The following is a 23,783-nucleotide window of genomic DNA, read 5'->3' as shown; positions in this document are numbered from 1 at the left end:
CGCCGGTCGCCGCACCACCACCGCATGCGCATCCTGCTTGCCGACAATCACGACAGCTTCACGCGCAACCTCGAACATCTGCTGGTGGCTGCCACCGGCTGCGTGCCCACTGTCGTGCCAGTAAATCGGCTGGACGAAGTCACGGGCGACTGGCCACATGCGCCGGGCGACCCGACCCTCGCAGGCCCCACCACCCGTTGGGACCTGCTGGTGATCTCGCCCGGCCCCGGCACGCCGGAAGAATATCCGCAGTACGGGCCGCTGCTGGGCGGTAAGAGCACGCGGATGCGCGGTCCGCACGCAGCGGATGGAGGGGCAGAGGCCCGCCTGCCCGCCGAGAGGACCACAGCCTTGCCATCCAGAACGGCGGCAACCCCGTCCTCAGACCAGGCCTCAGCCGCGCCCGCCGCCACGGCGTCTCCCCCCTGTGCCCAACCCCGCCCCGTACCGGTGCCCGTGCTGGGCATCTGCCTTGGCCTGCAGATCATCAACGCCCATTTCGGCGGGGTCACCGCGCCGCTGCCAGGCTGCGTGCACGGCAAGCCGGACACGCTGCACTACGCCGGGCAGGCCCGCACCGTGGCCCGCTACCATTCGCTGCACCTGTCCGTCATGGGCGCGGGCATGCGTGTACTGGCCCGCAACGGGCAGGGGGTGGTCATGGCCGCCCGCCACCACAGCCTGCCCCTGCTGGGCTACCAGTTTCACCCAGAATCGTTCCTCACCCCGGACGGGGTGTGGTGGATACGCCATGCGCTGCACGCTCTCGGCCTGCGCTGACGCCGACGCCTTCGCGTCCTTTGCCCTGTCCTGCGCCCGGCAGGGAGCGGACCTGCTGCTGTGCCACCCGGACCCTTGCCACGTCGATGCAGACCATGCGGATACGGGCCGCGCGGATTCCGGCGCGGGGGATGCCCGGAGCGCGGAGGCCACCGCTTCCGGCCTGCCTTCCGGCTTCACTAGCGCCCCCGACGCCCCGCACGTGCACACCGCCATGCCCCCCGGCTGGACGGTGTGGCCCGGCGGCGAGGGCGAAGGCCCGTGCTGCCTTGTCGGCATCGCCCCGCGCGAGGAACTGTGCCTGGGCGATCCCTCGCCCACTTGCGCGTCCGGTTCCACATCCGGCCTCATATCCGGCCCCATATCCGGTTCCACATCCCGCCCCGCGCACCCCCGCCACGCCATCTCACCGGATCACGAACCCGGTCCGCACACCGACGCCGCGCTGGCCGCCTTCCTTGGCTTGCAGGCTCCGTTCGGTGCAGATCCCTCCGGGCCACCGCGCGATGCCGCCCCCCACCTCTGGCAGCCCGCCCGAGCCGACCACGACATAGCCCTCGGCTTTCTGGCCTACACCTACGGCCTGCCGCGCTTCGGCATCCGCAGCGCAAAACCCCGCGTGCTGCCCCACGCCCTGCTGCGCCGCTACCACGCCGTGGCCCGCTGGAACCCTGCCACGGGCGCGCTGTCCCTGTCCGTCCACCCGGATGCCCCGCCGGATCTGGCCGCCCGCTGCGCCCGTTTGCTGACGGACGCCCCCGTGCCCGCCCTTACCACTCCCGGCGGCTGCGCGACCTTCACCTCCCCCGGCGGCTGCGCCGTCTTTACCCCCCTGGCCGGCTGCGCCGCCCTGCCCCCCTCGCTGGACCGCGCCGGGTACACGGCGGGCGTGCGCGAGGTGCTGCGCCGCATCCGCGCGGGTGATACCTACCAGTGCAACCTGTCCACCCGCTTCGGCCTGCACGCGCCGGGGCTGGACCCGGCGGCCCTGTCGCTGCACCTGTGGCGCACCCGCCCCGCGCCTTTCCACGGCTTGTTCCGCATCGGCGGTCGCCACGTGGTTTCCGCCTCGCCGGAGCGGTTCCTGCGCGTGGATGCGCCGGGCGGCGGCCCGGCCCGCGTGCTGTCGCAGCCCATCAAGGGCACTCTGGCCTTCGGCCCCGGTACGCCGCATCCGGTCTGGCACCCCGGCCTGCCGGGCCTGCTGGCCGCCACCCCCAAGGAACGCGCCGAACTGTCCATGATCGTGGACCTTGTGCGCAACGACATTTCCGCCGACTGCACCCACGGCAGCGTGGCCGTGGCCCGGCACTGCGCCACCTTTCGCGTGGGCGGCGCGGGCAGCGGCCTCGTGCAGATGCATTCCGACGTCACCGGCACCCTGCGGCCCGACCGCACCTGTCTGGACCTCTTGCTGTCCGCCTTTCCAGGCGGCTCGGTGACCGGCTGCCCCAAGCGGCGCACGCTGGCCATCATCGAGGCCGGTGAACCCCACAACCGAGAGGTTTATTGCGGCAGCCTGCTGGCCATCGCCGACGCCCGCACCATGGACTGTTCCATCGCCATCCGCACCGGCTGGCACGACGCGGCCACGGGCAGCTTCGAACATTGCGCGGGCAGCGGCATCGTCGTGGACTCGGACCCGGAAAGCGAATACGAAGAAACATGGGCCAAGGCAGCCAACTTTCGGGAGGTATGCGCATGATCCACTGGCGGGCTGGCGCGCTGCACGAGGGCGGGGTACGGCTGGACATCGGCAGTCCGGCCTTCCGATATGGGGCCGGGTTCTTCGAGACCATCCTGTGGAACGGGCACGGTCCCAGCCGTCTGGACGCGCATCTGGCGCGCTTGCAGGCCAGTCTGGAGTATTTCGGCCTGCTGGCCGAACCTGTGGACTACCCGGCGGTCATCGCCGAGGTGGTGCGCGCCAACGGCCTTGCCGAACGGCTGGCGCGGGTGAACATCATCGTTCCGCTGGAGGACGAGGACGCGGCCATGGCCCCGCTGGTCACCGCCGCCCCTTACGACCCGCCCGCGCCCGACCGCACCTACAGCCTGCGCCTGGCCCCGCCCGCAACGCCAGGATCGCTGGCCCTGCACAAGTCCATGAACTACATGCTCTGCTACCTGGAACGCAGGGCCGCCCGCGCCCTGGGCCAGGACGACGCCGTGCTCACCCAGCCAGGCGGCGTCGTGACAGAGGCCACCACCGCCGCATTATTGTTCGGCGACGGCGACTGCTTCTGCACCCCCACTGGCGGCTGCCGCCTGCCCAGCACCACGCTGGCCGCCGTGCGCGATCTGCTGCCCGTGCGCGACTGCACCGTGCGCGCCGGAGAATTGCGCGCCTTTCGCCACGCCTACCTGCTGAACTCGCTGCAAGGCATGCGCCCGGTCACGGTCATCGGTTCGCATGCCTTCACGCCCGATTTCGCCACCAGCGAACGGTGCAATTCCGTATTGCTGGGGAAATGAAGGAAGGGGCGGTCGGAAACAGCCACCTGAAAGAGCACAGTCCGCAGCGATCTACTTTTTTCTGGAATCAAACCCGAACAGGCGGCCGCGCACCACGGCCTCGCGGCCATGGCGGTCGCGCAGGGCGTCCAGCGCGGCGTCCAGTTTCTTGCGGCGGTTCTCGTCCGGCGGGGGGGAGGATTCGGCGGGAATTGCGACGGCGGGGGCATTCTGCCCGACTGGTCTGTGTGGCCCACCCGACTCGTTCAATCCCTCCAACGCATCTGGCCCGTCCTGTTCATCATGCTCTGCGGATACGCCCACGGAACGCGCAGTGCCCGCTCCCCACGCCACGGCGTTACCGCCAGCCCCCCTGTCTGTCGTTCCCCGACCCGCCCCGTCCTCGCAAGCCCCCTTCCCGCCCTTGCCCCTGCCGGGAATTTCCAGCGGCAGGGTGAGCTGGCGCGGCCCGTGGTGCGCCGGGCCGAAGTTGGATACCCCCACCCCGATCAGCCGCACCTTGTCCGCCAGGGTCAGGGCGTCCAGCAACCGGCAGGCCTCATCAAAAATCGTCTCTGTGGACGCCGTGGGCTCCGGCAAGCTGTGGCTGCGGGATATGGACCGGAAGTCCGCGTACTTCACCTTCAGCGTGATGGTGCGGCCCGCCAGCCGCTGCCGCCGCAACGATGTCCCCACCCGTTCGGCCTGGGCCAGCAGCCAGCGCCGCAGCACGGCGCGGTCGGCGGTGTCCTCGGCAAAGGTGTTCTCGGCGCTTTCCGACTTGGGTTCGGAATACGGCTCCACCTCACGCGGGTCCACGCCGCTGGCCCGCTCGTGCAGGTGCACGCCCCCCTTGCCGAAGCGCCGTTCCCAGAATTCGCGCGAATAGCGCAGCACGTCGCCCGCGCTGCGCACTCCCAACTGGTCCAAGGCGTCCAATGACCGCTTGCCCACCCCCGGTATGCGGCCCACGGGCAGGGTGCGCAGAAATTCCGCTACGTCTTCCGGGTACAGGATGAACAGGCCGTTCGGCTTGTTCATGTCCGAGGCGATCTTGGCCAGGAATTTCACCGGGGCCGCGCCCACGGAACAGGTCAGCCCGCCGGTCACGTCCAGCACGCGGGCCTTCACCGCCATGCCCATGTTCTCCACCGGGCCGAACAGCCGTTCCAGCCCCGTGGCGTCCAGATAGGCCTCGTCCACCGATGCCGGTTCCACCAGCGGCGAAAATTCGCGCAGCGCGTCCATGATGCGGTGCGAAAGCTCGGCGTAGCGGCGCATGCGCCCCGGCACCACGATCAGCTGCGGGCACAGCCGCAGCGCCGTGCTCATGGGCAGCGCGGAACGCACGCCAAAGCGCCGCGCCTCGTACGACGCGGCGGAAACGACCCCCCGGTGCGAGCCGCCCACGGCCACCGGCTTGCCCCGCAGGGAAGGGTCGTCCATCTGCTCCACGGACGCGAAAAAGGCGTCCATGTCGATATGCATGATCCAGCGTTGCGCCATGCCCATGTTCTAGCAGAGGGGCGACGGGGCCGGAAGCGGGGCGCGGGTGTCGGGACCGTCAGGGTGCGCTCCACAGGCAGTCTCGCCCACACGGAAAGTCTAACCCAATGACCAGTCTGATCCGGCCCGGCACTCCACACGGGGCTGGCCGCCCTTTGCGGCGCGGGTACGGTGACGGCCCGCCGTCCGCCGTGCTAGACAGGGTGGGTGCCGTTGCCGCACGGGCATTTCGCCATCCGCACGACCATCCTGCGGCCACCATCTGCGGGCTACCCTGCTGACGGGCACCCCGCATCCGCCCCGAAAACAGCAGGACGCGCGCCACACAAACGCAATTTCCGCTTCCCGCAGCACCCCCAACCCACGGTCACCCATGCCAGCGTTCCGCTTCGTCCATGCCGCAGACCTGCACCTAGACGCCGCTTTCGCGGGCGTCTCGCGCGACCTTTCCCCCCGCCTGGCCGACCGGCTGCACCGCGCCACCTTCACCGCGTGGGAGCGGCTGGTGGAACTGTGCCTTGCCGAACGGCCCGACGCCCTGCTCATCGCGGGCGACGTGCACAACCACGAGGACGGCAGCCTGCGGGCCCAGGTGGCCCTGCGCGACGGGTGTTCCCGCCTGACGGATGCGGGGGTGCGGGTGTTCATCGCCCACGGCAACCACGACCCGCTCACCTCGCGGGTGCACTCGCTGCACTGGCCGGACGGGGTCACCGTGTTCGGGCCGCAGGTGGAATCGCACGCCGTGACCCGCGAGGGGCGCGTGGTGGCCGTGGTGCACGGCATCAGCCACGAAACCGACCGCGAAGGCCGCAACCTGGCCAAGCGCTTTACCCGTTCCGCCACGGTTCAGGGCACGGTTCACGGTATGGTTCAGGACATGGACGTGCCCCCCGGCGTGCCGCAGATCGGCGTGCTGCACTGCAACGTGGGCACAACGCCCGGCACGCGCGACGCGGGCCGCTACGCCCCCTGCACCCTGGACGACCTGACCGCCACGGGGCTGGACTACTGGGCGCTGGGGCACATCCACCTGCCGCAGGTGCTGCGCACGCGGCCCCACGTGGTCTACCCCGGCTCCACGCAGGGGCTGCACATCAACGAGGACGGTCCGCGCGGCTGCCAACTGGTCACCGTGCACGACGACGGCGAGGTGGAACTGGAGTTTCGCCCCCTGGCCCCGGTGCGCTGGCAGGTGGTGGAGGTGGCCATAGGGACGAATGGAAACGGCGGCGCTAATGTATCTGGCGGTGACGGCGCGAACGGGGACAATGGCCCCGATGGCACGGGCACGCCCAACGGCGCGGCCTCGCTGGAAGCCCTGCATGGCCGCATCATGGAGGCCATGGAACAGGCCGCCGAAGGTAATGCGACGCCCGGCCCGTCTGGCCTGTCTGGCCTGTCTGGCCCGTCTGGCCCGTCTGGCCCGTCTGGCCGGTCTGGCCTGTCTGGCACTCCCGGCTTCCCTGTGGAGGCCACCCTGTGCCGGGTGATCCTGCACGGGCGCGGCCCGCTGGACCGTCACCTGCGCCGCCCCGGCGCGGTGGAAGGGCTGCTGGAGATGTTGCGCGAGGCCGGGGCCTCGCTGGATCCCCTTGTCTGGGTCAAGGACATCGAACTGCACACCCGGCCCGACGTGGACATGGACGCGCTGCGCCGCCGCGACGACCTGCTGGGCGAGGTGCTGCGCGTGGCCGCCGCCGCACGGGGCCTGCCGGAACCGCCTGCGGGCGATGCCCCCGCCTGCCCTGCGGGCACCGCAGACGCGGTATCGCCTGACACCCCATCCGACGGCGCGCCCCCCGGCACCCCGGCACCGGACAGTTCCCAGCAGCCAGACCCCGCCGCCCTGCGCGCCCTGGCCGCCGCCGTGCTCGCCCCGCTGTACGACGGCCCGCGCGGCCGCCGCTTCCTCGGCCCGTCCGACGCCCTGTCACCCGAAGATCTGGCCGCCCTGCTGGACGACGCCGAACGCATCTGCTGCGACATGCTGGAGGTCGACTGATGTATATCCAGCGCGCGCACATCGACGGCTTTGGCGTTCTGACGGGCCAGACCATCCAGCAGTTGCCGCCGGGGCTGTCCATCTTCCTCGGCAGCAACGAGGCGGGCAAATCCACCTGCCTCGACTTCTTCCGGGCCATGCTGGCGGGCTACCCGCGCAGCCGCGCCGCGCACCGCGTGCCCCTTTCGGGCCGCGCGGCGGATGCGGGCGGCACGCTGACCCTGCACACCGACCGGTGCGGCGTGGTGCGGCTAACCCGCCGCCCCGGCGCGCACGGCGGCACGCTGACCTTTACCGATGCCAACGGAACGCCGCTGGACGCAGAACTGGCCGCGGCCCTGCTGCACGGGGTGACGCCCGACCTCTACCGCAACATCTACGGGTTCAGCCTTTCGGAATTGCAGGAATTTTCCTCGCTCTCGGCGGAAGGCGCGCGCAACGTGCTGCTGGGGGCGGGGGCAGGGCAGGGGCTGCGTCCGCCCAGCCAGTTGCTGGATGATCTTTCGGGCCGCATGGGCGCGCTGTACCTGCCAGAGGGGCGCAAGCCGCCGCTCAACGAGGCGCTGAAGGAACTGGAAACCCTGCGCGCCAGCCTGCGCGCACACGAGCGGGATACCGCCCGCTACGACGCCCTGTCCGCCCAACTGGACGATTTGTCCGCCCGGCTGGCCGGGGTGCGCGCCGACCGTGCCGGACGCGAGGCCGAACACCGCACGCTGGAACGCCGCCTGGGCGTATGGCGGCAATGGCAGGAACTGGTGGCGGTGGAAGGGCAACTGGCCCGGCTCGACATGGTGGTGGAGCGCTTTCCCCAGGACGGCAAGGCCCGCTTCGAACAGGAGCGCGAACGCGCCACCGAACGGGCGCTGCGGGCACAGAGGCTGCGCGGGCAGCTGGCCACGCTGGAAGCGACGCTGGCGCAGCACACGCCCGACGCCCGGTTGCTGGCCGCCGCGCCTGAACTGCGCACCTTGCTGGAACGCAAGTCCAGCTACCGCAATGCCCGCGCCGCCCTGCCCGCCCTGCTGGCCGACCTGGAACGCAACCACGCCGACCGCGAGCGGCTGCTGGCCGCCCTTGGGGCGGACTGGACCCCGGAGCGGGTGTGCTCCTTCGACCGCTCGCTGTTCACGCGCGAGGCCATTGCCACGCACGAGGCCGCCCTGGATGCCGCCAACGCCGACCTGCGCCAGGCCCGCGCCGAGCATGACCGCCGCGCCGCAGAGCACGAAGCCGCCCGCCACGCGGCGGAACTGGCGCATGTCCAGGTCCGGACACGGGCCGACGCGCTGGGCGTGGACCCCGCAGCCGCGCCGGATGCGGACCAGGCCGAACGGCTGCGCACCCTGCGCACGCAGGCCGGGGCCGCGCTGGCGGAACTGCCGGGGCTGCGCGCCGAACTGGGCGTGCAGGCCGCCGCGCTGGCCCGATCGCTGACGGACATTTCCCCCGGCTGGACCCCGGACACCCTGCGCGGCTTCGACACCTCGCCCCGCGCCCGCGAGACACTGACCGCCCGCGCCCGCACCGTCACCGACGCAGCCGACGCCACGCGCGAGGCCAACCGGCGGGCCGACGAACTGGCCGCGCAACTGGACGACCTTTCCGCCCGGCGCGACCAGGCCATCGTGGCCGCACGGGCCATCGCCGCGCCCGACCGTGAGGAACTGGACCGCCGGGCAGACGCCGTGCGCCGCCTGCGTCAGGTGGTCACCGGGCTTGCATTGGAGGCGGAACGCACGACCGAAGCCGCCCGTGCCGAACGGGACCACGCCGCCAACGCGCCCGTGGTCCGCAAGTCACTGGCGTTGCTGTCCCTTGGCGGCGGGCTGCTGGCGGCGGGCACGCTTGCCGCCGGGCTGCTGCTGGCGGCGGCGCGGGGCATGCTGGACATTTCCGCCACGTCCCCACTGATCGGACTGACCGGGCTGGTCGGGCTGGCCCCCTTCGCGACCATGGGCCATGCGCCCGTGTACCTGTGCGCGGTGATTGCGCTGTGCGGCCTTGCGTTGCTGGCAACGGGCTGGCCCCGACGCGATGCGGCGGAACAGACCGCCCATGCGACCCGCACCGCCCAACTCGCCGCGCGGCATCAGGAACTGGCCGAACGCCGTGACGCGTTGCGCGCCGACGTCGCTCGCTTGCTGCGCGAGGCGGGAATATCCGATGCCGATGCATCCCCAGACGGATCTGGCCCTGACGGTTCTGCCCCTGACGTATCTGGCCTTGCCGACCGCGTGGACATGGCGGAACGCGCGCTGGAGCGCGCCCGCGACGAACGCGCCCGACGCGACAGGGCCGATGCAGAGGCGACGGCCCGCGAGGCAGACTGCGCCACGGTGCGCACCCGGCACCTGCAAGCCCTGCACGCCCGCGAGACGGCGGAAGCGGCCCTGCAGCAGGCCCGCGCGGACTGGGCCGCGCACTGTGCATCGCTCGACCTCCCGGAATCCTTCGCCCCCGAAGCGACCCTTGGCCTGTTCGACCGGGTGGAGGCCTGTGTGGCACGCGCGGCGCAGGCCGACGCGCAGGCAGCCCGCGTGGCGGCCCTTGCGGCGCAGGTTACCGCGCTGGCAGATGCGGCCCGCGTTGTGCCCGCCCTGGCCCCGCTGTGCCCCAATGTGGCGGACGGCCAGCAAATGACCGACGAGGCTGCCGCCGCCCTGCTGGCCGGGGTGGACCGCCTGCTGGCGGACCTGCGCGCCGCCGAGGCCCTGCGGCAGGAGCGCGAACGGGCGCTGGCGGAACTGGCCGCCCGGCGCGAACGGGAACAGCAGGCCCTTGCCGCCGTGCAGGCCGCCGACGCAGCGCTGCATGCCGCAACGGACGCGGCTGGCACTGCCACGGACGCATGGCGCGCATGGCTGGCGGAACGCGGCCTGTCCCCGGACCTGACACCGGCCACCGCCCGCGACGCCCTTACGGTCATGGACGACTGGTTGCGCCTGGACAACGAGGCCGCCGGTCTGGCCGCCCGCCGCGCCGCGCTGGACGCGGAACTGGCCGCGCTGGAAACCCCGCTGGTCCGCATTGTCGCAGACTGCGCCAGCGCCCTGCCCGATACAGCCCTCGGGGATGATCCCGTGGCAACGCTTGACGCGCTGGCCACCGCCGCCCAAGCCGCCGGAACCATGGCCGCCGAGCGGGACAGGCTGGTCGCCCGCCACGCGGAACTGCTGGCGGAACTGCACGAGGCGGAGGCCGCCCATGCCGCCGCCAGGACCGCCGTGGACGAGCTTTTGGCTGCCGGTGACGCCATCGACGGCGAAGACTTCCTGCGCCGTGCCGCGTCCTATGCAGAGAGACAGGAACTGCTGCGCCGCAAGGGTGATCTGGTTGACCATCTTACCGCCGCCCTGCCGGAAATTGCCACGGGCACCATCGCCCCGGACGACCTGGCCGACGAGCCTGGCGGCGCACCCGCCAGCCCTCAGGCAGACCCGCTGGCCGCGCTGCGCGCCGAGCTGGCCAGTGCCGACCGCGAGGCCATGCAGGCCCGCTGCGACGAACTGGCCGCGGAACTTGCCGCGCTGGCCGCGCAGGAGGCGGAACTGGTGGACAAGGCCGCCGCATTACGCGTACAGCGCGAACAGGCGGCCTCCGCCGACGACGTGGCCGCCCTGCGCAGGCAGGAAGCAGCCCTGCTGGAATCGGCCCGCCAGATGGCCCTGGAATGGAGCCGCAACGCCCTGGCCCGCCACCTTATCGACACGGCGCGGCGGCGCTTCGAGCGGGAGCGCCAGCCCCATGTCATCCGCGAGGCGGCGGCCATCTTCCGGGCCATTACCGGGGGGCGCTGGCAGTCCATCGCCGCATCGCTGGAAGACGGTGTGCCCCGCGCCGTACCCGCCGACGGCGAACCCATGCCGCACGAACACCTCAGCCGGGGCACCCGCGAACAGCTGTACCTGGCCCTGCGCCTGGGCTACGTGCGCACCCACGCCCTGCACGCCGAGCCGCTGCCGCTGATCATGGACGACATCCTGGTCAACTTCGATCCGGAACGCGCGGCGCGCACCGCCACTGCCCTGGCAGAACTGTGCGCCCAGCGCATCGGACGGGACGGCGTGGCCCCTGATGATGCCTCAAGCGATGCCTCAAGCGATGCCCCGAGTGATGCCACCCTCCTTGCGGGCGGCAAACCGCACCAGATACTGTTCTTCACCTGCCATCCGCACACCGTGGACATGCTGCGCACGGCAGCGCCCGATGCCGCCCTGTTCACCGTGGAACGCGGCACCATAACCGCCGCCTGAAACCCCGGCGCGACATGAGCCGCGCCGTTTCACCGCCCGATGCACCAACATGCCGCAAGCCCCGCGGACTTCCCCGGCCCACGGGTTGACGCAGCCCGGATACCTTGCCATAGCATGGGGAATATCCCCCATCAAATCATGGGGGCTACCACCCATGCCCCGCCGGAGTCATCGCCAGCTTTCCCCCTGCGCAGCATTGCCACCACAGGAGGCCCGCCGCATGACCAGATCGTCCCACGCCACGCCACCGCCAGCCCCGGCTGCAAATCCTGCCCCGGTCCCCAACGCCCGCGCCGCCAATTCCGTTCACGTTGACGACGCCGCCCGCGCCGACGACTCCGCCAGGCATTCCGCCACCTGCCGCGCGCCCGTGCCAGCAGACGGCGCCGGGGTGCGCAACGTGGTGATCATGGGCGCCGCCGGGCGCGACTTTCACAACTTCAACGTGCTGCTGCGCAACGACCCCGCCGTGCACGTGGTGGCCTTCACCGCCGCCCAGATTCCGGACATCGACGGCCGCTGCTACCCGGCGGCCCTGGCGGGGGCGCGCTATCCGGACGGGGTACCCATCCTGGCCGAGCGCGAGTTGACGGCCCTGTGCCGCGACAACAACGTGCACGAGGTGATCTTTTCGTACAGCGACGTATCGCACGAAACGGTCATGCACGCCGCCTCGCTGACCCTGGCCGCCGGGGCCGACTTTCGTCTGCTGTCTCCCGCCGCAACCATGTTGCGGGCGGACAAGCCCGTGGTGGCCGTTACCGCCGTGCGCACCGGCTGCGGCAAATCACCGGTCACCCGACACCTGTGCGCGGCCTTTCTGGCACGGGGCATCCGCCCGGTGGTGGTGCGCCACCCCATGCCCTACGGTGACCTGGAACGGCAGGCGGTGCAGCGCTTCGCCAGCCACGCGGACATGGACGCCGCAGACTGCACGGTGGAGGAACGCGAGGAATACGAGCATCTGGTGGACGCGGGCATCACCGTGTTCGCCGGGGTGGACTACGCGCGCATCCTTGCGGCGGCGCAGACCGAGGCCGACGTGCTGCTGTGGGACGGCGGCAACAACGACACCCCCTTCTTCCGCCCGGACGTGCATCTGACCGTGTGCGACCCGCTGCGCGCCGGGCACGAACTGGCCTACCACCCCGGCGAGACCAACCTGCGCATGTGCCACGTGACCGTGATCAACAAGGTGGAAACCGCCACGCCGGAACAGGTGGCCACGGTGCGCGCCAACATTGCCGCCGCAAACCCCGGCGCGCGGGTGCTGCTGGCCGATTCCGTGGTGGAAGTGGATGACCCCGCCGCCATCCGCCGGGCGCGGGTGCTGCTGGTGGAGGACGGCCCCACCCTGACCCACGGCGGCCTGCCTTTCGGCGCGGCACAGGCGGCGGCGGAAATGCACGGCGCGGGCCGCCTGGCCGACCCGCGACCCTACGCCCGGGGATCGCTGAAACAGGTGTTCGAAGACTACCCGCATCTTGGCAAGGCCCTGCCCGCCATGGGCTATTCGCGCAGGCAACTGGACGACCTGGAAGCCACCATCAACGCCACCCCGTGCGACCTCGTGCTGCTGGGCACGCCGGTACGCCTGGACCGGCTGATCCGCATCGACCGGCCCTGGCTGCGGGTGCGCTACACCTATCGCGACCGGTCCGACGCGGAAGGCGGCGCCGGGCTGGCGGAAACCGTGCGGGAACTGCTGGACACGCGCGCCTGAGCAGGCGGCCGCATCGGCCTCCACTTGCATGCAGTCCGGACACTCCACCGAGACACGCCGGGCAGACCCCCGAACAGGCCCCCGGACAGGTTCCCGGACAAGCCCCGGACGAGCCCCGGACGAGAATGACGACACACCTTCCGCCCGCCGGGCCTGTCACTGACAGAACTGGCGCAGGCAGGTCTCGTCGGGGGGGGGGCGTCTCGTAGGGCTCGTCGGGGATCGTATGGACTCGTCGGGCCTGCCACCGGATCGTCACCCCGCCGCCACGCCAACGTCGCATCCGCTGCCTAGATATGGGACAAGCCCCACCAGCATGCAGCCTGATGGGCAGGGGGTTCCATGTCCGGCTTCCCGACCGGTTTGCTGTTCGCCCCGGCGTCCAACGTGTTGACCGGCCTGTTGCCCGGTTTGCCACAGGGTCTTGCCGCGCGCATGGCCGAGGCCGCATCGGTCATCAGCCCCGACGGCGCGGCCCACGCGCCCGACGGCGCTGCCGTGGCCGCCCTGCTGCGGCCCCTGCTGCACATGCTGTCCACCGATGCGCCGCCCGCCCCGACCACATTGTGGCTGCTTGCCGCATGCCTGGCGGCGGTCGCCGCATGGTTCATGGCGGGCATGATCCGCCAGCGGCGCCATGGCGCGCCCACGCGGGACCACGGTCCTCCGTGTCCCTCTTGTTCTCCGTGTCCCCCGCGCACTGAGGACACACCGCCAGCCCGCCATCCGCACCGCCGCTCAGGGCAATCCCAGCCCCCCTGCACGGCCTGACTGCCGCCGCACCTCATGCCCGTCCCCCGGCACCAGCGCTGCCACCCTCATCCCGCCTTCCCCCCCCCTTACCCAGGCCAGCCGTTCTCCCCATGTCAAAAGAGGGGGGACGCCGCACCAACGGCATCCCCCCCTCGTTTTTCCATTTCACACGGGCGCGGGCGCCCGGTGCTACCACGACAGGGTGCGGGTGTTATCCCGGAACAGCGCCGCGCCGGTCAGGTCCGGCGTGCTCACGGCCAGCCCCGGCAGCAGGTCGGCCTGCTGCACGCCATACTGCTTCATGCACATGGGGCACACGTACACCGTGGCCCCGCTGCCCACCAGTTTGGCCAGCAGGCGCTGCTGCTCCTGATACTTTGCCTCGTTGCCCCTGGCGGCCAGCGCCACGGCCCGGTCGTTCAGGAACAGCGTCAGCGGGTGGCCGCGCTGCAACTGGTTGACCCCGTAGCCGATGGCCATCAGGGTGCGGTGGGCCTCGTCGCTGGTCAGGTTGATGAACAGGGGGGCGTCCTTGTCTTCCGCCGCCGGGGCGGCGTGCGCGGGCAGGCCCGCCGAAAGCAGGAACAGCCACGCGGCCAGTACGGCCAACCATCGCCCGTATCGCATGATGCCTCCTGAGGGATGTTGGGGGTTCAGCCTGCCGCCCCGCGCGGGGCGCGGACACGGAGATACCCCTGCACCTTAGCCCGTCTGGCACGCCATGGACCAGTGTTATCATGGGGGGTGCGCGACATCGTGTGCCGTGCACCCGGGCAGACGGCAGGGGCGAATACCCGGAGTTGCGATGGCTGCTGCCGCCACGGCGGACGGCGGCCAACGCCCATAAAACGACGGCCCGTGGTGCAGAACCACGGGCCGTATCTTGCTGGGTATGTGCGGATGTGGCTGGGTATGGCGGGATGTGACAGGGTGGAGCGGGACGCGCCCGGGCGTGACCGGACGTGACCGGGTGTACGCGGATGTGACCGGATGTGGAGAGGCGCGTTCGGACGCGGCCAGATGCGGCTAGATGCGACCAGCGATCACATCCGCGACGACACGGAAAGGGAACCCGGTGCGTGAAAGGAACCCGGCGCGTGGCCCGCGTGGCGGCATCCACGGGGCGTGCCGCCTGTCAGTAGTAGTGTTCCACCTCTTCCACGGTGGCCGTGGCCAGCGCTTCCTGCGCGGCCTTTTCGCGCTTGCGCTCGTCGCGCCGCAGTTCGCGGCGGCGTTGCGCCTCTCGGCTGCGGCGGTGTTCGGCGGGCGTTTCCAGCAGCAGTTCCGGAACGGGCGCGGGCTTGCGATCCGGGCCCATGGACACGAAGGTCAGGTAAGCGGATGCGGCGTGACGCGATTCGCCGGTAAGCAGGTTTTCCGCCTCTACCCGCACGCCCACCTCCAGCGAGGTGCCGCCCGCAAGGTTCACGCTGGCCTTCAGCTGCATCAGTTCGCCCACGTGTACCGGCGCGCGAAAGTCCATGCGGTCGATGGAAGCCGTCACCACGGCGGTGCGGCAGTGGCGCATGGCGGCCACGGCCCCGGCCAGGTCGATATGCTTCAGGATGACCCCGCCGTGCACGTTGCCCGCAGGGTTGGCATCCTCCGGCAGGGGGCGGTGGGTCATCACCACTTCGCTGTCTTGCACGCGCTTGGCGCTCATGCGGCTGGCTCCGGGCGGTGTTGGGGTGTCGAAACGCGGGGTGCGGAAACGCAAGGTGCGGTGTACGCGCCGGGTTTACCCGGCAAAGCTCACGCCGCCCTTGCCCAGCAGGTCGTGCAGGTGGATGAGGCCCACCAGACGGTGCGCGTCGTCCACGATGGGCAGCACGGTGATGGCCTTCTGCTCCATGGCATCCAGCAGTTCCGCCACGGACTGGTCACTGCGGGCGCTGCGCGGGTTGCGGGTCATGATGGCCGTCACCGGGGTGCGCGGGGCATAGTCGCCCCGGATCACCGCGCGGCGCACGTCGCCGTCGGTCAGGATGCCCATCAGCCTGCCGCTGCCGTCCACCACGGCCACCGCGCCAAAGCCGCCCTTGTCCAGCACGCGCACGGCCTCTTCCTGGCCCACGTCATCCTGGGTAACGGGAATGCCCGTGGTGTGCATCAGTTCCTGCACGCGCAACCGCAGACGCTGGCCCAGCGAACCGCCGGGGTGGTAGCGCAGGAAGTCGTTTTCCGTAAACGATTTCCAGTGGATGAGGCACACCGCAAGCGCATCGCCAAGGGCCAGCACCGCCGTAGTGGAGGCCGTGGGGGCCAGGTTGTGGGGGCACGCCTCTCGCGGGACGCCGGAATCCAGCACCACGTCGGCGGCGCGGCCCAGCGTGGACTGCGCCTTGCCGGTCATGGCGATGATGGCCGTGCCGATGGCCCGCAGGCTGGGCAGGATGGCGTTCAGTTCGTCCGTCTCGCCGGAATTGGAGATGGCAATAACCACGTCCTCCGCCCGCAGGCTGCCCATGTCGCCATGCGCGCCTTCCACCGGGTGCAGAAAGAACGCCGGGGTGCCGGTGGAAGACAGGGTGGCTGCCAGCTTGCGGCCCACCAGACCCGACTTGCCGAGCCCGGTGACCACCACGCGGCCCCGGCAGCCCGCCAGCAGAGCCAAGGCCGCCTCGAACGAGGGGCCAAGCCTGTCGCGTACCGCCGTCAGGCCTTCTATTTCGATATCGAGCACGTCGCGCCCGAGGGGTATCCAATCGGTGCGGCGTTCGCCGCAGGTGCAATCGCTCATGCCGTGGAAATCCTGTGGATGTTGCGGATAGGCCGGGGGTACCGGGCGGGCCGGATATGACCGGGTGTACCGGTTACGACCGGACGAGCCGGGTACAACCGGATGGGCCGGACATTGCCCGACATTGCCCAACGGGCTGCGCCGGGGCGGCGTCCTTCTCTTCCCCCGAAATGCTGGGCGGGTCAACAGGGGCAACCGGACCCAACAACCAGACTCGTTTGACGAAATTAAACGCCCTGCCGTATAGTAATGAACAGAAAATCCTTAACAACCAGCGAGTCTTCACTTTTTCATAAAAACTTCAGATTTTCTGGGAACACCATTGACGTTCCCAAAATGGGAGCATATAGAAAAGCCGTGAGAGTGATCGCTACCCGCACCCTAAATCGATATGCCGAGGCATATCCAGACGCAGCCAATGCCATCTATACGTGGCATCAGCTCATGAAACAAAGGGATTACGAGCATTTTCCAGACATTAAATCTACATTTAGGACGGCGGATTCCATCAAGGATGGCCGTGTTGTCTTCAACATCAAGGGCAACAACTATAGGCTGATTGTTGACATAGACTATAAAAGACATGCTGTTCGGTGCATATGGTTTGGGCGACACAAAGAATATGACAAAATTAACGCTGCGGAGGTGACCTATGACGCTGCGTCCGATTAGGACTGAAGCTGAATACGAGGACGCTCACGCAGAGATTACTACTCTGTGGGGCGCGGACCCAGGCACTGAAGATGGCGATCGCCTGGACGTCCTCCTTGTTCTCGTTGAGGATTACGAACGAAAGAACCATCCGGTTCCAACCCCCGACCCCATTGAAGCGATCAAGATCATCATGGAAGAGCGGGGCTTGACCAAAATGGACCTTATTCCTGCCATTGGGAGCAGGAGCAAGGTTTCTGAAGTCCTGTCCAAAAAGCGTCCCTTGTCGTTAGGAATGATACGTGCGCTTCACGACCAATTCAAAATTCCCGCCGAAATCCTCATCCAAGACCCTTCTATCTGCCTTGAAGATCCGGAAAAAACCGTTTGGCTCAACTTCCCGCTTAAAGAAATCATTTCGAGAGGCTGGGCGAAAGCAAGAACAACAAAAGATCATGCCGAGGAAATAGTCAGAGAATTCTTTAACAACGCCTGCCTATCCCAAGAAGAAGCCTGCAACGCTTGCTTTCGAAGTGGCGCGCGGAGGAATTCAAAAACTGACCTTATTGCCCAGCAGGCGTGGCTTATCGGCGCGCGCATTGAAGCTGCACACATCAATCTCACCCACGCATACCACCCCGACAATTTTGACGAAACAGCGATGCGCGAACTCGTTCGCTTAAGCGCGCACCTGCACGGCCCATTGAAGGCGCAAGAATACCTCGCGGAAAAAGGGATCAGACTCGTCGCAGTCAAACACTTTAAACGCACATACGTCGATGGCGCAGTATTTTGGCTGCGACATATGGAACCAGTCATTGCTTTAACCCTTCGGCACGACAGACTTGACAATTTTTGGTTCACCTTACTGCATGAATGCAGCCACCTTGTCAGGGGTCATCTTGAAGACATCACTGACTGCATCATCGACGACTTGGATTTAGAGGCTCAAGACATCAAAGAGAAAGAAGCCGACGCACTCGCGCGCGATATTGAAATCCCAACCGACGTATGGATGGAATCAGACGCGCGAAAGAAGCGCAGCAAAGTCGCCGCCCGCGAACTAGCGCGGGCACTGGAAATACATCCAGCAATTGTGGCTGGGCGCATTAGATATCACACAAAAAACTACAAGATTCTTGCGCAAGAAATAGGAACCAGAGAGGTAAGAAAACACTTCTGGACTTCTACATAAAAAACGTCTGCCTAGTTGCGCCAACAACTAGGCAGACAAAAAAGCGGCCAGAGAATTACCCCCTCTGACCCCCTTGCCGGATGGCCAGGGACTGCGATGGAAGAACCTAATCTCTTCCCCTTGGCACCGTCAAGGACTCCTGGGGTCTTGGAGCAATCCTTTGGACAACAAGCAATTGTCCCGCCCCGGCTATGTCCTCGTTGGCTTTGCAAAATCCTATTTCAACAAAAAACTGGGGAAGCGTATTTACCCGAAGTCGGGCAAGGCGTTTCCGATCTGGAGGAAGGCTGGTCATTCTGACCAGTACAGCCTTTTCATCTAGTAAACAAAACGGCCCCGTTATGCGGGGCTCAGGTTGTTGACAACGTCTGTTTTTGTACGCCTCCGGCGGCCAAGGACGGCAGCCGTTAGGCGAGCTCGCGAGCCTTACGGCTGGCGATCGCAACGCGGCTGCCGCCCCTTGGAACTCCCTGTTTTGTGCTTTCATAATACCCAGGAAACACAAATGAAAGTTTTGGGGGAGCTTTAGCCGTTATGCGAGTCTTCGAGCATTACGGATAAAGACAGCAAAGCGGGGGTGCGGGGGAGGAGACCCTTTTCACGCTTTGCGGACGCCATCCGTACGGCTCGGGACTCGCCTACGGCTGCCGCAAAAGGGTCCCTCCCCCGCAAGAATTTGGGTTTGTCAGCAGTCTGGGCCCCGCTATGCGGGGCTTCATTTTTGCCACCCTTCTCGGTGAGGGGCCACACCCCCCACCCAAAAGACGGGTTATCGCAGCATCAGGCCTTCAAAAACTTGCACCTGCCTGTTTCACCTAATCACTTACCTCCAGACACGCCCGGCTGCACCCGCCGCCCGCGCAGGAGATGGGGTAGTCGCCGTTGAAGCAGGCCAGGCAGTAGTTTTCGGGGTGCGACACCGAGCGCAGCAGCCCCTCGATGGACAGGTAGTGCAGCGAATCCAGCCCGATGAAGCGTTCGATCTCGGAAATGGAGTGGTTGGCGGCGATCAGTTCGCCCTTGGACGAAAAGTCGATGCCGTAGAAGCACGGGTGCTTGATGGGCGGGCAGCTGACGCGGAAGTGCACTTCCTTGGCGCCCAGTTCGCGCAGCTTCTTCACGCGGGTGCGGATGGTGGTGCCGCGCACGATGGAATCGTCCACGATGCAGATGCGCTTGCCCTTGATCATGCTCTTGACCGGGTTGATCTTCACCTGCACGCCAAAGTCGCGCATGTCCTGCGAGGGCTGGATGAACGTACGGCCCACGTAGTGGTTACGGATCATGGCATGTTCGTACGGCAGGCCCGACTGCTGGGCAAAGCCCACCGCACAGTAGATGCCCGAATCGGGGAAGGGCATGATGAAGTCCACGTCCGGGGCCGATTCGATGGCCAGCTGGCGGCCCATCTCCTTGCGACACTGGTACACGTCTTCGCCGAACACGATGGAGTCGGGCCGGGCAAAGTAGACCAGTTCGAAGATGCACTGGCGGACCGGGGGCTTGTTGCCCTCGTCGAGCAGGCTGTAGCTTTTCACGCTGTTGCCTTCGATGACCAGCATTTCGCCGGGGTCCAGCGGGCGGATGAATTCCGCCTCCATCAGGTCGAAGGCGCAGGTTTCGGATGCCAGCACCGGCGAACCGGCCAGACGGCCAAGCGCCAGCGGGCGCATACCGTGCGGGTCGCGCAGGGCGATGAGCTTGTCGTTGGCGAGAATGATCAGCGAATACGCGCCCTGCACCCGCTTGCACGCGGCCATGACGGCTTCCTCGAAGGTCTTGCCGTTCATGTTGTGCGCGATGAGGTGCACGAACACTTCGCTGTCGATGGAGGTCTGGAAGATGGACCCCTTCTGCTCCAGCTCGTCGCGCAGTTCCACGGTATTGGTCAGGTTGCCGTTGTGGGCGATGGCGATTTCCATCCCCTTGAAGCGCACCAGAAACGGCTGGGCGTTGCGGATGAGCGAGGCCCCGGTGGTGGAATAGCGGATGTGGCCGACGGCGATGTTGCCCTTCAGCTCCTTGCCCAGGTGCCGTTCGTTGAACACGTCGGGCACCAGGCCCATGCCCCGGTGTTCGCGCAGCTTCTGCCCGTCCCAGGTGACGATGCCCGCGCTTTCCTGCCCGCGATGTTGCAGGGCGTACAGGCCGAAGTATGCCATGCGCGCCGCTTCGACGTGGTTGTAGATGCCGAAGATGCCGCAGTAATGCTTGATCATGCTCTACCTCGATGCAGACGGTCCGTTACGCGCCCATTGTGGTCATGTCGTGCGCCAGTCATGCGCCAGCCGCTCGTCAACGCTTGTCAACGCTCGTCAACGCTCGTCTGGCCTTGCCTGTCGTTCAGCAGTCATTCGCCACAGTGCGCGTGGCCCCAAAGCGCAGGACCGGGCCTGAGGCCCGGTCCCGTTATCCGTCGTTAGTTGGTTCCGTAGTATTCCTGCAAGCTCTTCACGTTCACCCCGCAGCAGCGGCTGGCCCGTATGGCCTGCGCGATGGCCTTGGCCCCGGATACGGTGGTGCTGTAGGGCACCCCGTACATCAGCGTGGCCTGCCGGATGGACTTGGAATCCTGCACGGTGCGCTTGCCCGAGGCGGTGTTGAGCACCAGGGCAATATCGCCGTTCTTGATGAAGTCCACGATGTTGGGCCGTCCCTCGTACACCTTGTGCACCGACGTGGCGGGCACGCCGCCTTCGCGCAGCAGCTTGGCGGTGCCGCTGGTGGCCAGCACCTCGAAGCCAAGTTCAGCAAACATGCTGGCCACTTCCGTGATCAGCAGCTTGTCCCGGTCGTTGACGGAGATGAAGATCTTGCCGCTTTCGGGCAGGCGCTGCCCACCGGCAAGCTGGCCCTTCAGATAGGCTTCCTCGAAGCTGGAGGCAATACCCATCACCTCGCCCGTGGACCGCATTTCGGGGCCGAGCAGAATGTCCACCCCCGGGAAGCGGTTGAACGGGAACACTGATTCCTTCACCGAGAAGTACCCGGTACGGCGCATGGACCACGGGTCCAGTTCCTTCAGCGTGGCGCCCAGCATGATCTGGGTAGCCAGGCGCGGCAGGGGCACCGCCGTGGCCTTGGACACGAAGGGCGCGGTGCGCGAGGCGCGGGGGTTCACTTCAAGGATGTAGATAAGACCGTCCTTGACCGCGAACTGGATGTTCATCAGGCCAACCACGCGCAGTTCGCGCGCCAGTTCCACGGTCTGCCGGGCGATCTCGTTGACGATGGCCTCGGGCAGGGTGTGCGGCGGAATGACACAGGCAGAGTCGCCGGAGTGGATGCCCGCTTCCTCGATGTGTTCCATGATGCCCGCCACGTACACGTCGGTGCCGTCGGACAGGGCGTCCACGTCCACCTCGATGGCGCTTTCCAGGAACTTGTCGATGAGAATGGGGTGCTTGGGCTTTTCACCCACCGAGTTGGCGAAGTATTCGGCCAGCTGTTCCTCGTCGTACACGATTTCCATGGCCCGGCCCCCCAGCACGTAGCTGGGCCGCACCACCGTCGGGTAGCCGATGCGGGCGGCGGCGGCGCGCGCCTCCGGCAGGGACATGACCGTGGCGTTGGCGGGCTGGCGCAGGCCCAGCTTCTGCAACAGGGCCTGGAAGCGTTCGCGGTCTTCGGCGCGGTCGATGGAATCGGGCGAGGTGCCAAGAATGGGCACGCCCGCGCGCATCAGCGGCACGGCCAGGTTCAGCGGGGTCTGCCCGCCGAACTGCACCACCACGCCGTCGGGCTTTTCCGCCTCGATGATGTTCATGACATCCTCGTAGGTCAGCGGCTCGAAGTACAGGCGGTCGGAGGTGTCGTAGTCCGTCGATACCGTTTCGGGGTTGGAGTTGACCATGATGGCCTGCACGCCCATTTCCTTCAGCGCGAAGGAGGCGTGGCAGCAGCAGTAGTCGAACTCGATGCCCTGGCCGATGCGGTTGGGCCCGCCACCCAGGATGATGACCTTCTTGCGGTCGTCCACGGCCACTTCATGGCCGGTCTCGTAGGTGGAGTAGTAGTACGGGGTGTACGCCTCGAACTCGCTGGCGCAGGTGTCCACCAGATAGTAGGTGGGGGCGATGCCCATCTGCTTGCGCAGGGTGCGCACGTCCGATTCGGGGCGCTTCCACATTTCGGCCAGCTGACGGTCGGAAAAGCCGTATTCCTTGGCGCGGCGCATCAGGGCCACCAGTTCCGCGTTGTCCACGGTCATGGCGTTGCCCAGGGCAAAGTCGCGCAGCTCGGCTTCCATGTCGATCAGGTCCTTCATCTGGCGCAGGAACCACGGGTCGATGGCGGTGGCCTCGTGGATTTCCTCCACGGTCATGCCGTCAAGCATGGCGTGGCGCACGTAGAAGATGCGGCGCGAGTTGGGCGTGCGCAGCTTGCGCATGATGTCCTCGCGCTCCGGACCCTTGCAACGGAAAGCGGAACCAAGGCCGGGCGCGCCCACTTCCAGCGAGCGCAGGCCCTTCTGCAACGATTCCTTGAAGGTGCGGCCAATGGACATGGCCTCGCCCACGCTCTTCATCGAGGTGGTCAGCTCGTCCTTGGCGCCGGGGAACTTTTCAAAGGTGAAGCGCGGAATCTTGGTGACGCAGTAGTCGATGGACGGCTCGAAGCTGGCCATCGTCTCGCGGGTGATGTCGTTGGGAATCTCGTCCAGCGTGTAGCCCACGGCCAGCTTGGCCGCGATCTTGGCGATGGGGAACCCGGTGGCCTTGGAGGCCAGCGCGGACGAACGCGACACGCGGGGGTTCATTTCAATGACCACCATGTCGCCGTTCTGCGGGTTGATGCCGAACTGCACGTTGGAGCCGCCCGTTTCCACGCCGATTTCGCGCATGATGGCGATGGAGGCATCGCGCATCATCTGGTACTCGACGTCGGTCAGGGTCTGGGCCGGGGCCACGGTGATGGAATCGCCCGTGTGCACGCCCATGGCGTCGAAGTTTTCGATGGAACAGATGATGACGCAGTTGTCGGCCTTGTCGCGCATCACCTCCATCTCGAATTCCTTCCAGCCCAGCACCGACTGCTCGATCATCACCTCGTGCTTGATGGAGGCGGCAAGACCGCGCGCGGCGATCTCTTCCAGGTCCTCCATGTTGTAGGCGATGCCGCCGCCGGTGCCGCCCATGGTGAAGGCGGGGCGGATGATCAGCGGGAAGGGCATTTCGGAACCCAGGCGGCGCACGTCTTCCATGGTGCGGGCAATGCCGCTGGCGGGCACCTTCAGGCCGATGTTGGCCATGGCTTCGCGGAACAGTTCGCGGCTTTCCGCCTTTTCGATGACCTGCTTGTTGGCCCCGATGAGTTCCACGCCGCATTCTTCCAGCACGCCCATGGCGGCAAGGGCCAGCGCGGTGTTCAGGCCGGTCTGGCCGCCCAGGGTGGGCAGCAGCGCGTCGGGCCGCTCCTTGCGGATGATGGCGGCAACCGTTTCCGGCTCGATGGGTTCGATGTAGGTGCGGTCGGCAAGACCGGGGTCGGTCATGATGGTGGCGGGGTTGGAGTTGACCAACACCACCTCGTAGCCTTCTTCCTTCAGGGCCTTCACGGCCTGCGTGCCGGAATAGTCGAATTCGCACGCCTGCCCGATGACGATCGGGCCGGAACCGATGACCATGATCCGCTTCAAATCGGTGCGTTTGGGCATTGGACTCTGTCTGGTAACAGGGTTGCCCCGCAGGGGCGGGAAAGAAGAGGGCTGCCGGGACAAA

The 23,783-nt window shown here is 67.4% G+C and carries 15 protein-coding genes; 9 read left to right on the top strand and 6 right to left on the bottom strand.

The genetic code is table 11. The features are described 5' to 3' along the window. The first annotated feature begins 24 nt into the window (after nt 1–24). The 3 genes from DESTE_RS12330 to DESTE_RS12320 are packed head-to-tail and all read left to right on the top strand — an operon-like array spanning nt 25 to nt 3,255. A complete protein-coding gene (locus DESTE_RS12330) occupies nt 25–780 on the top strand; it encodes an aminodeoxychorismate/anthranilate synthase component II (RefSeq protein WP_035067958.1) in 756 nt (251 codons plus the stop codon). Beyond that, nucleotides 752–2,485: a chorismate-binding protein gene (locus tag DESTE_RS12325; protein WP_035067956.1), complete on the top strand. Its 1,734-nt coding sequence runs from the start codon at nt 752–754 to the stop codon at nt 2,483–2,485. Before DESTE_RS12330 ends, DESTE_RS12325 begins: the two co-directional genes overlap by 29 nt. After that, nucleotides 2,482–3,255 (top strand): aminotransferase class IV, encoded by a 774-nt coding sequence (locus tag DESTE_RS12320; RefSeq protein WP_035067955.1) that lies wholly within the window; start codon nt 2,482–2,484, stop codon nt 3,253–3,255. The genes DESTE_RS12325 and DESTE_RS12320 overlap by 4 nt, the downstream gene beginning before the upstream one ends. Before the next feature lie 51 nt (nt 3,256–3,306). Here DESTE_RS12320 and dinB read toward each other — a convergent pair whose 3' ends face one another. Further along, the gene (gene dinB / locus DESTE_RS12315) at nt 3,307–4,740 is read right to left on the bottom strand and encodes a DNA polymerase IV (protein ID WP_084559449.1); all 1,434 of its coding nucleotides are present in this window, start codon (nt 4,738–4,740) and stop codon (nt 3,307–3,309) included. A gap of 373 nt (nt 4,741–5,113) precedes the next feature. Between dinB and DESTE_RS12310 the strand changes: the two genes are divergently transcribed. From DESTE_RS12310 to DESTE_RS12295, 4 genes are all read left to right on the top strand, one after another. After that, the gene (locus tag DESTE_RS12310) at nt 5,114–6,745 is read left to right on the top strand and encodes a metallophosphoesterase family protein (RefSeq protein WP_035067954.1); all 1,632 of its coding nucleotides are present in this window, start codon (nt 5,114–5,116) and stop codon (nt 6,743–6,745) included. Beyond that, the gene (locus tag DESTE_RS12305; RefSeq protein ID WP_035067953.1) at nt 6,745–11,001 is read left to right on the top strand and encodes an AAA family ATPase; all 4,257 of its coding nucleotides are present in this window, start codon (nt 6,745–6,747) and stop codon (nt 10,999–11,001) included. Before DESTE_RS12310 ends, DESTE_RS12305 begins: the two co-directional genes overlap by 1 nt. A gap of 220 nt (nt 11,002–11,221) precedes the next feature. After that, nucleotides 11,222–12,724 carry a cyclic 2,3-diphosphoglycerate synthase gene (locus DESTE_RS18580; RefSeq protein ID WP_281172056.1) on the top strand — a complete coding sequence of 501 codons (1,503 nt, stop codon included), beginning with the start codon at nt 11,222–11,224 and terminating at the stop codon, nt 12,722–12,724. Between the two features lie 342 nt (nt 12,725–13,066). Next, on the top strand, nt 13,067–13,495 hold the full coding sequence (locus tag DESTE_RS12295) for a hypothetical protein (protein WP_035067952.1): 429 nt from the start codon (nt 13,067–13,069) through the stop codon (nt 13,493–13,495). Nucleotides 13,496–13,666: 171 nt separating this feature from the next. Here the strand turns inward: DESTE_RS12295 and DESTE_RS12290 are convergent, their stop codons facing one another. The 3 genes from DESTE_RS12290 to DESTE_RS12280 all read right to left on the bottom strand — a co-directional run bounded on the left by DESTE_RS12290 (nt 13,667) and on the right by DESTE_RS12280 (nt 16,217). After that, nucleotides 13,667–14,104: a DsrE family protein gene (locus DESTE_RS12290; RefSeq protein ID WP_035067951.1), complete on the bottom strand. Its 438-nt coding sequence runs from the start codon at nt 14,102–14,104 to the stop codon at nt 13,667–13,669. Between the two features lie 508 nt (nt 14,105–14,612). Further along, complete coding sequence (locus DESTE_RS12285) at nt 14,613–15,140, bottom strand: acyl-CoA thioesterase (RefSeq protein ID WP_035067950.1); 528 nt, start codon at nt 15,138–15,140, stop codon at nt 14,613–14,615. A gap of 75 nt (nt 15,141–15,215) precedes the next feature. Continuing rightward, nucleotides 15,216–16,217: a KpsF/GutQ family sugar-phosphate isomerase gene (locus DESTE_RS12280; RefSeq protein ID WP_035067949.1), complete on the bottom strand. Its 1,002-nt coding sequence runs from the start codon at nt 16,215–16,217 to the stop codon at nt 15,216–15,218. A 249-nt stretch (nt 16,218–16,466) separates the two neighbouring features. On the opposite strand from DESTE_RS12280, the gene DESTE_RS17665 reads away from it, so the two are divergent. Next, nucleotides 16,467–16,889 (top strand): type II toxin-antitoxin system HigB family toxin, encoded by a 423-nt coding sequence (locus DESTE_RS17665; RefSeq protein WP_084559448.1) that lies wholly within the window; start codon nt 16,467–16,469, stop codon nt 16,887–16,889. Beyond that, nucleotides 16,870–18,063 carry an ImmA/IrrE family metallo-endopeptidase gene (locus tag DESTE_RS12275; protein ID WP_035067948.1) on the top strand — a complete coding sequence of 398 codons (1,194 nt, stop codon included), beginning with the start codon at nt 16,870–16,872 and terminating at the stop codon, nt 18,061–18,063. Before DESTE_RS17665 ends, DESTE_RS12275 begins: the two co-directional genes overlap by 20 nt. An 815-nt stretch (nt 18,064–18,878) precedes the next feature. On the opposite strand, the gene purF is transcribed toward DESTE_RS12275, so the two are convergent. Both purF and carB read right to left on the bottom strand, forming a co-directional pair. Beyond that, nucleotides 18,879–20,282, bottom strand: coding sequence for an amidophosphoribosyltransferase (gene purF / locus DESTE_RS12270; RefSeq protein WP_035067945.1), 1,404 nt, complete (start codon nt 20,280–20,282; stop codon nt 18,879–18,881). Between the two features lie 200 nt (nt 20,283–20,482). Beyond that, nucleotides 20,483–23,719 carry a carbamoyl-phosphate synthase large subunit gene (carB, locus tag DESTE_RS12265; protein ID WP_035067943.1) on the bottom strand — a complete coding sequence of 1,079 codons (3,237 nt, stop codon included), beginning with the start codon at nt 23,717–23,719 and terminating at the stop codon, nt 20,483–20,485. Nucleotides 23,720–23,783: the final 64 nt, after the last annotated feature.

Origin of the sequence: Nitratidesulfovibrio termitidis HI1, assembly GCF_000504305.1 — a bacterium.
In the GTDB taxonomy this organism is placed as follows: Bacteria; Desulfobacterota; Desulfovibrionia; order Desulfovibrionales; family Desulfovibrionaceae; genus Cupidesulfovibrio; species Cupidesulfovibrio termitidis.
The sequence above is the reverse complement of the archived record's forward strand: the minus strand, read 5'-3'. Positions and strand labels throughout refer to the sequence as shown.

Coding starts and splice junctions, on each gene's coding strand:
- DESTE_RS12330 (WP_035067958.1), top strand. CDS start 25: ATGCGCATCCTGCTTGCCGACAATCACGACAGCTTCACGCGCAACCTC.
- DESTE_RS12325 (WP_035067956.1), top strand. CDS start 752: ATGCGCTGCACGCTCTCGGCCTGCGCTGACGCCGACGCCTTCGCGTCC.
- DESTE_RS12320 (WP_035067955.1), top strand. CDS start 2,482: ATGATCCACTGGCGGGCTGGCGCGCTGCACGAGGGCGGGGTACGGCTG.
- dinB (WP_084559449.1), bottom strand. CDS start 4,740: ATGGCGCAACGCTGGATCATGCATATCGACATGGACGCCTTTTTCGCG.
- DESTE_RS12310 (WP_035067954.1), top strand. CDS start 5,114: ATGCCAGCGTTCCGCTTCGTCCATGCCGCAGACCTGCACCTAGACGCC.
- DESTE_RS12305 (WP_035067953.1), top strand. CDS start 6,745: ATGTATATCCAGCGCGCGCACATCGACGGCTTTGGCGTTCTGACGGGC.
- DESTE_RS18580 (WP_281172056.1), top strand. CDS start 11,222: ATGACCAGATCGTCCCACGCCACGCCACCGCCAGCCCCGGCTGCAAAT.
- DESTE_RS12295 (WP_035067952.1), top strand. CDS start 13,067: ATGTCCGGCTTCCCGACCGGTTTGCTGTTCGCCCCGGCGTCCAACGTG.
- DESTE_RS12290 (WP_035067951.1), bottom strand. CDS start 14,104: ATGCGATACGGGCGATGGTTGGCCGTACTGGCCGCGTGGCTGTTCCTG.
- DESTE_RS12285 (WP_035067950.1), bottom strand. CDS start 15,140: ATGAGCGCCAAGCGCGTGCAAGACAGCGAAGTGGTGATGACCCACCGC.
- DESTE_RS12280 (WP_035067949.1), bottom strand. CDS start 16,217: ATGAGCGATTGCACCTGCGGCGAACGCCGCACCGATTGGATACCCCTC.
- DESTE_RS17665 (WP_084559448.1), top strand. CDS start 16,467: ATGAACAGAAAATCCTTAACAACCAGCGAGTCTTCACTTTTTCATAAA.
- DESTE_RS12275 (WP_035067948.1), top strand. CDS start 16,870: ATGACGCTGCGTCCGATTAGGACTGAAGCTGAATACGAGGACGCTCAC.
- purF (WP_035067945.1), bottom strand. CDS start 20,282: ATGATCAAGCATTACTGCGGCATCTTCGGCATCTACAACCACGTCGAA.
- carB (WP_035067943.1), bottom strand. CDS start 23,719: ATGCCCAAACGCACCGATTTGAAGCGGATCATGGTCATCGGTTCCGGC.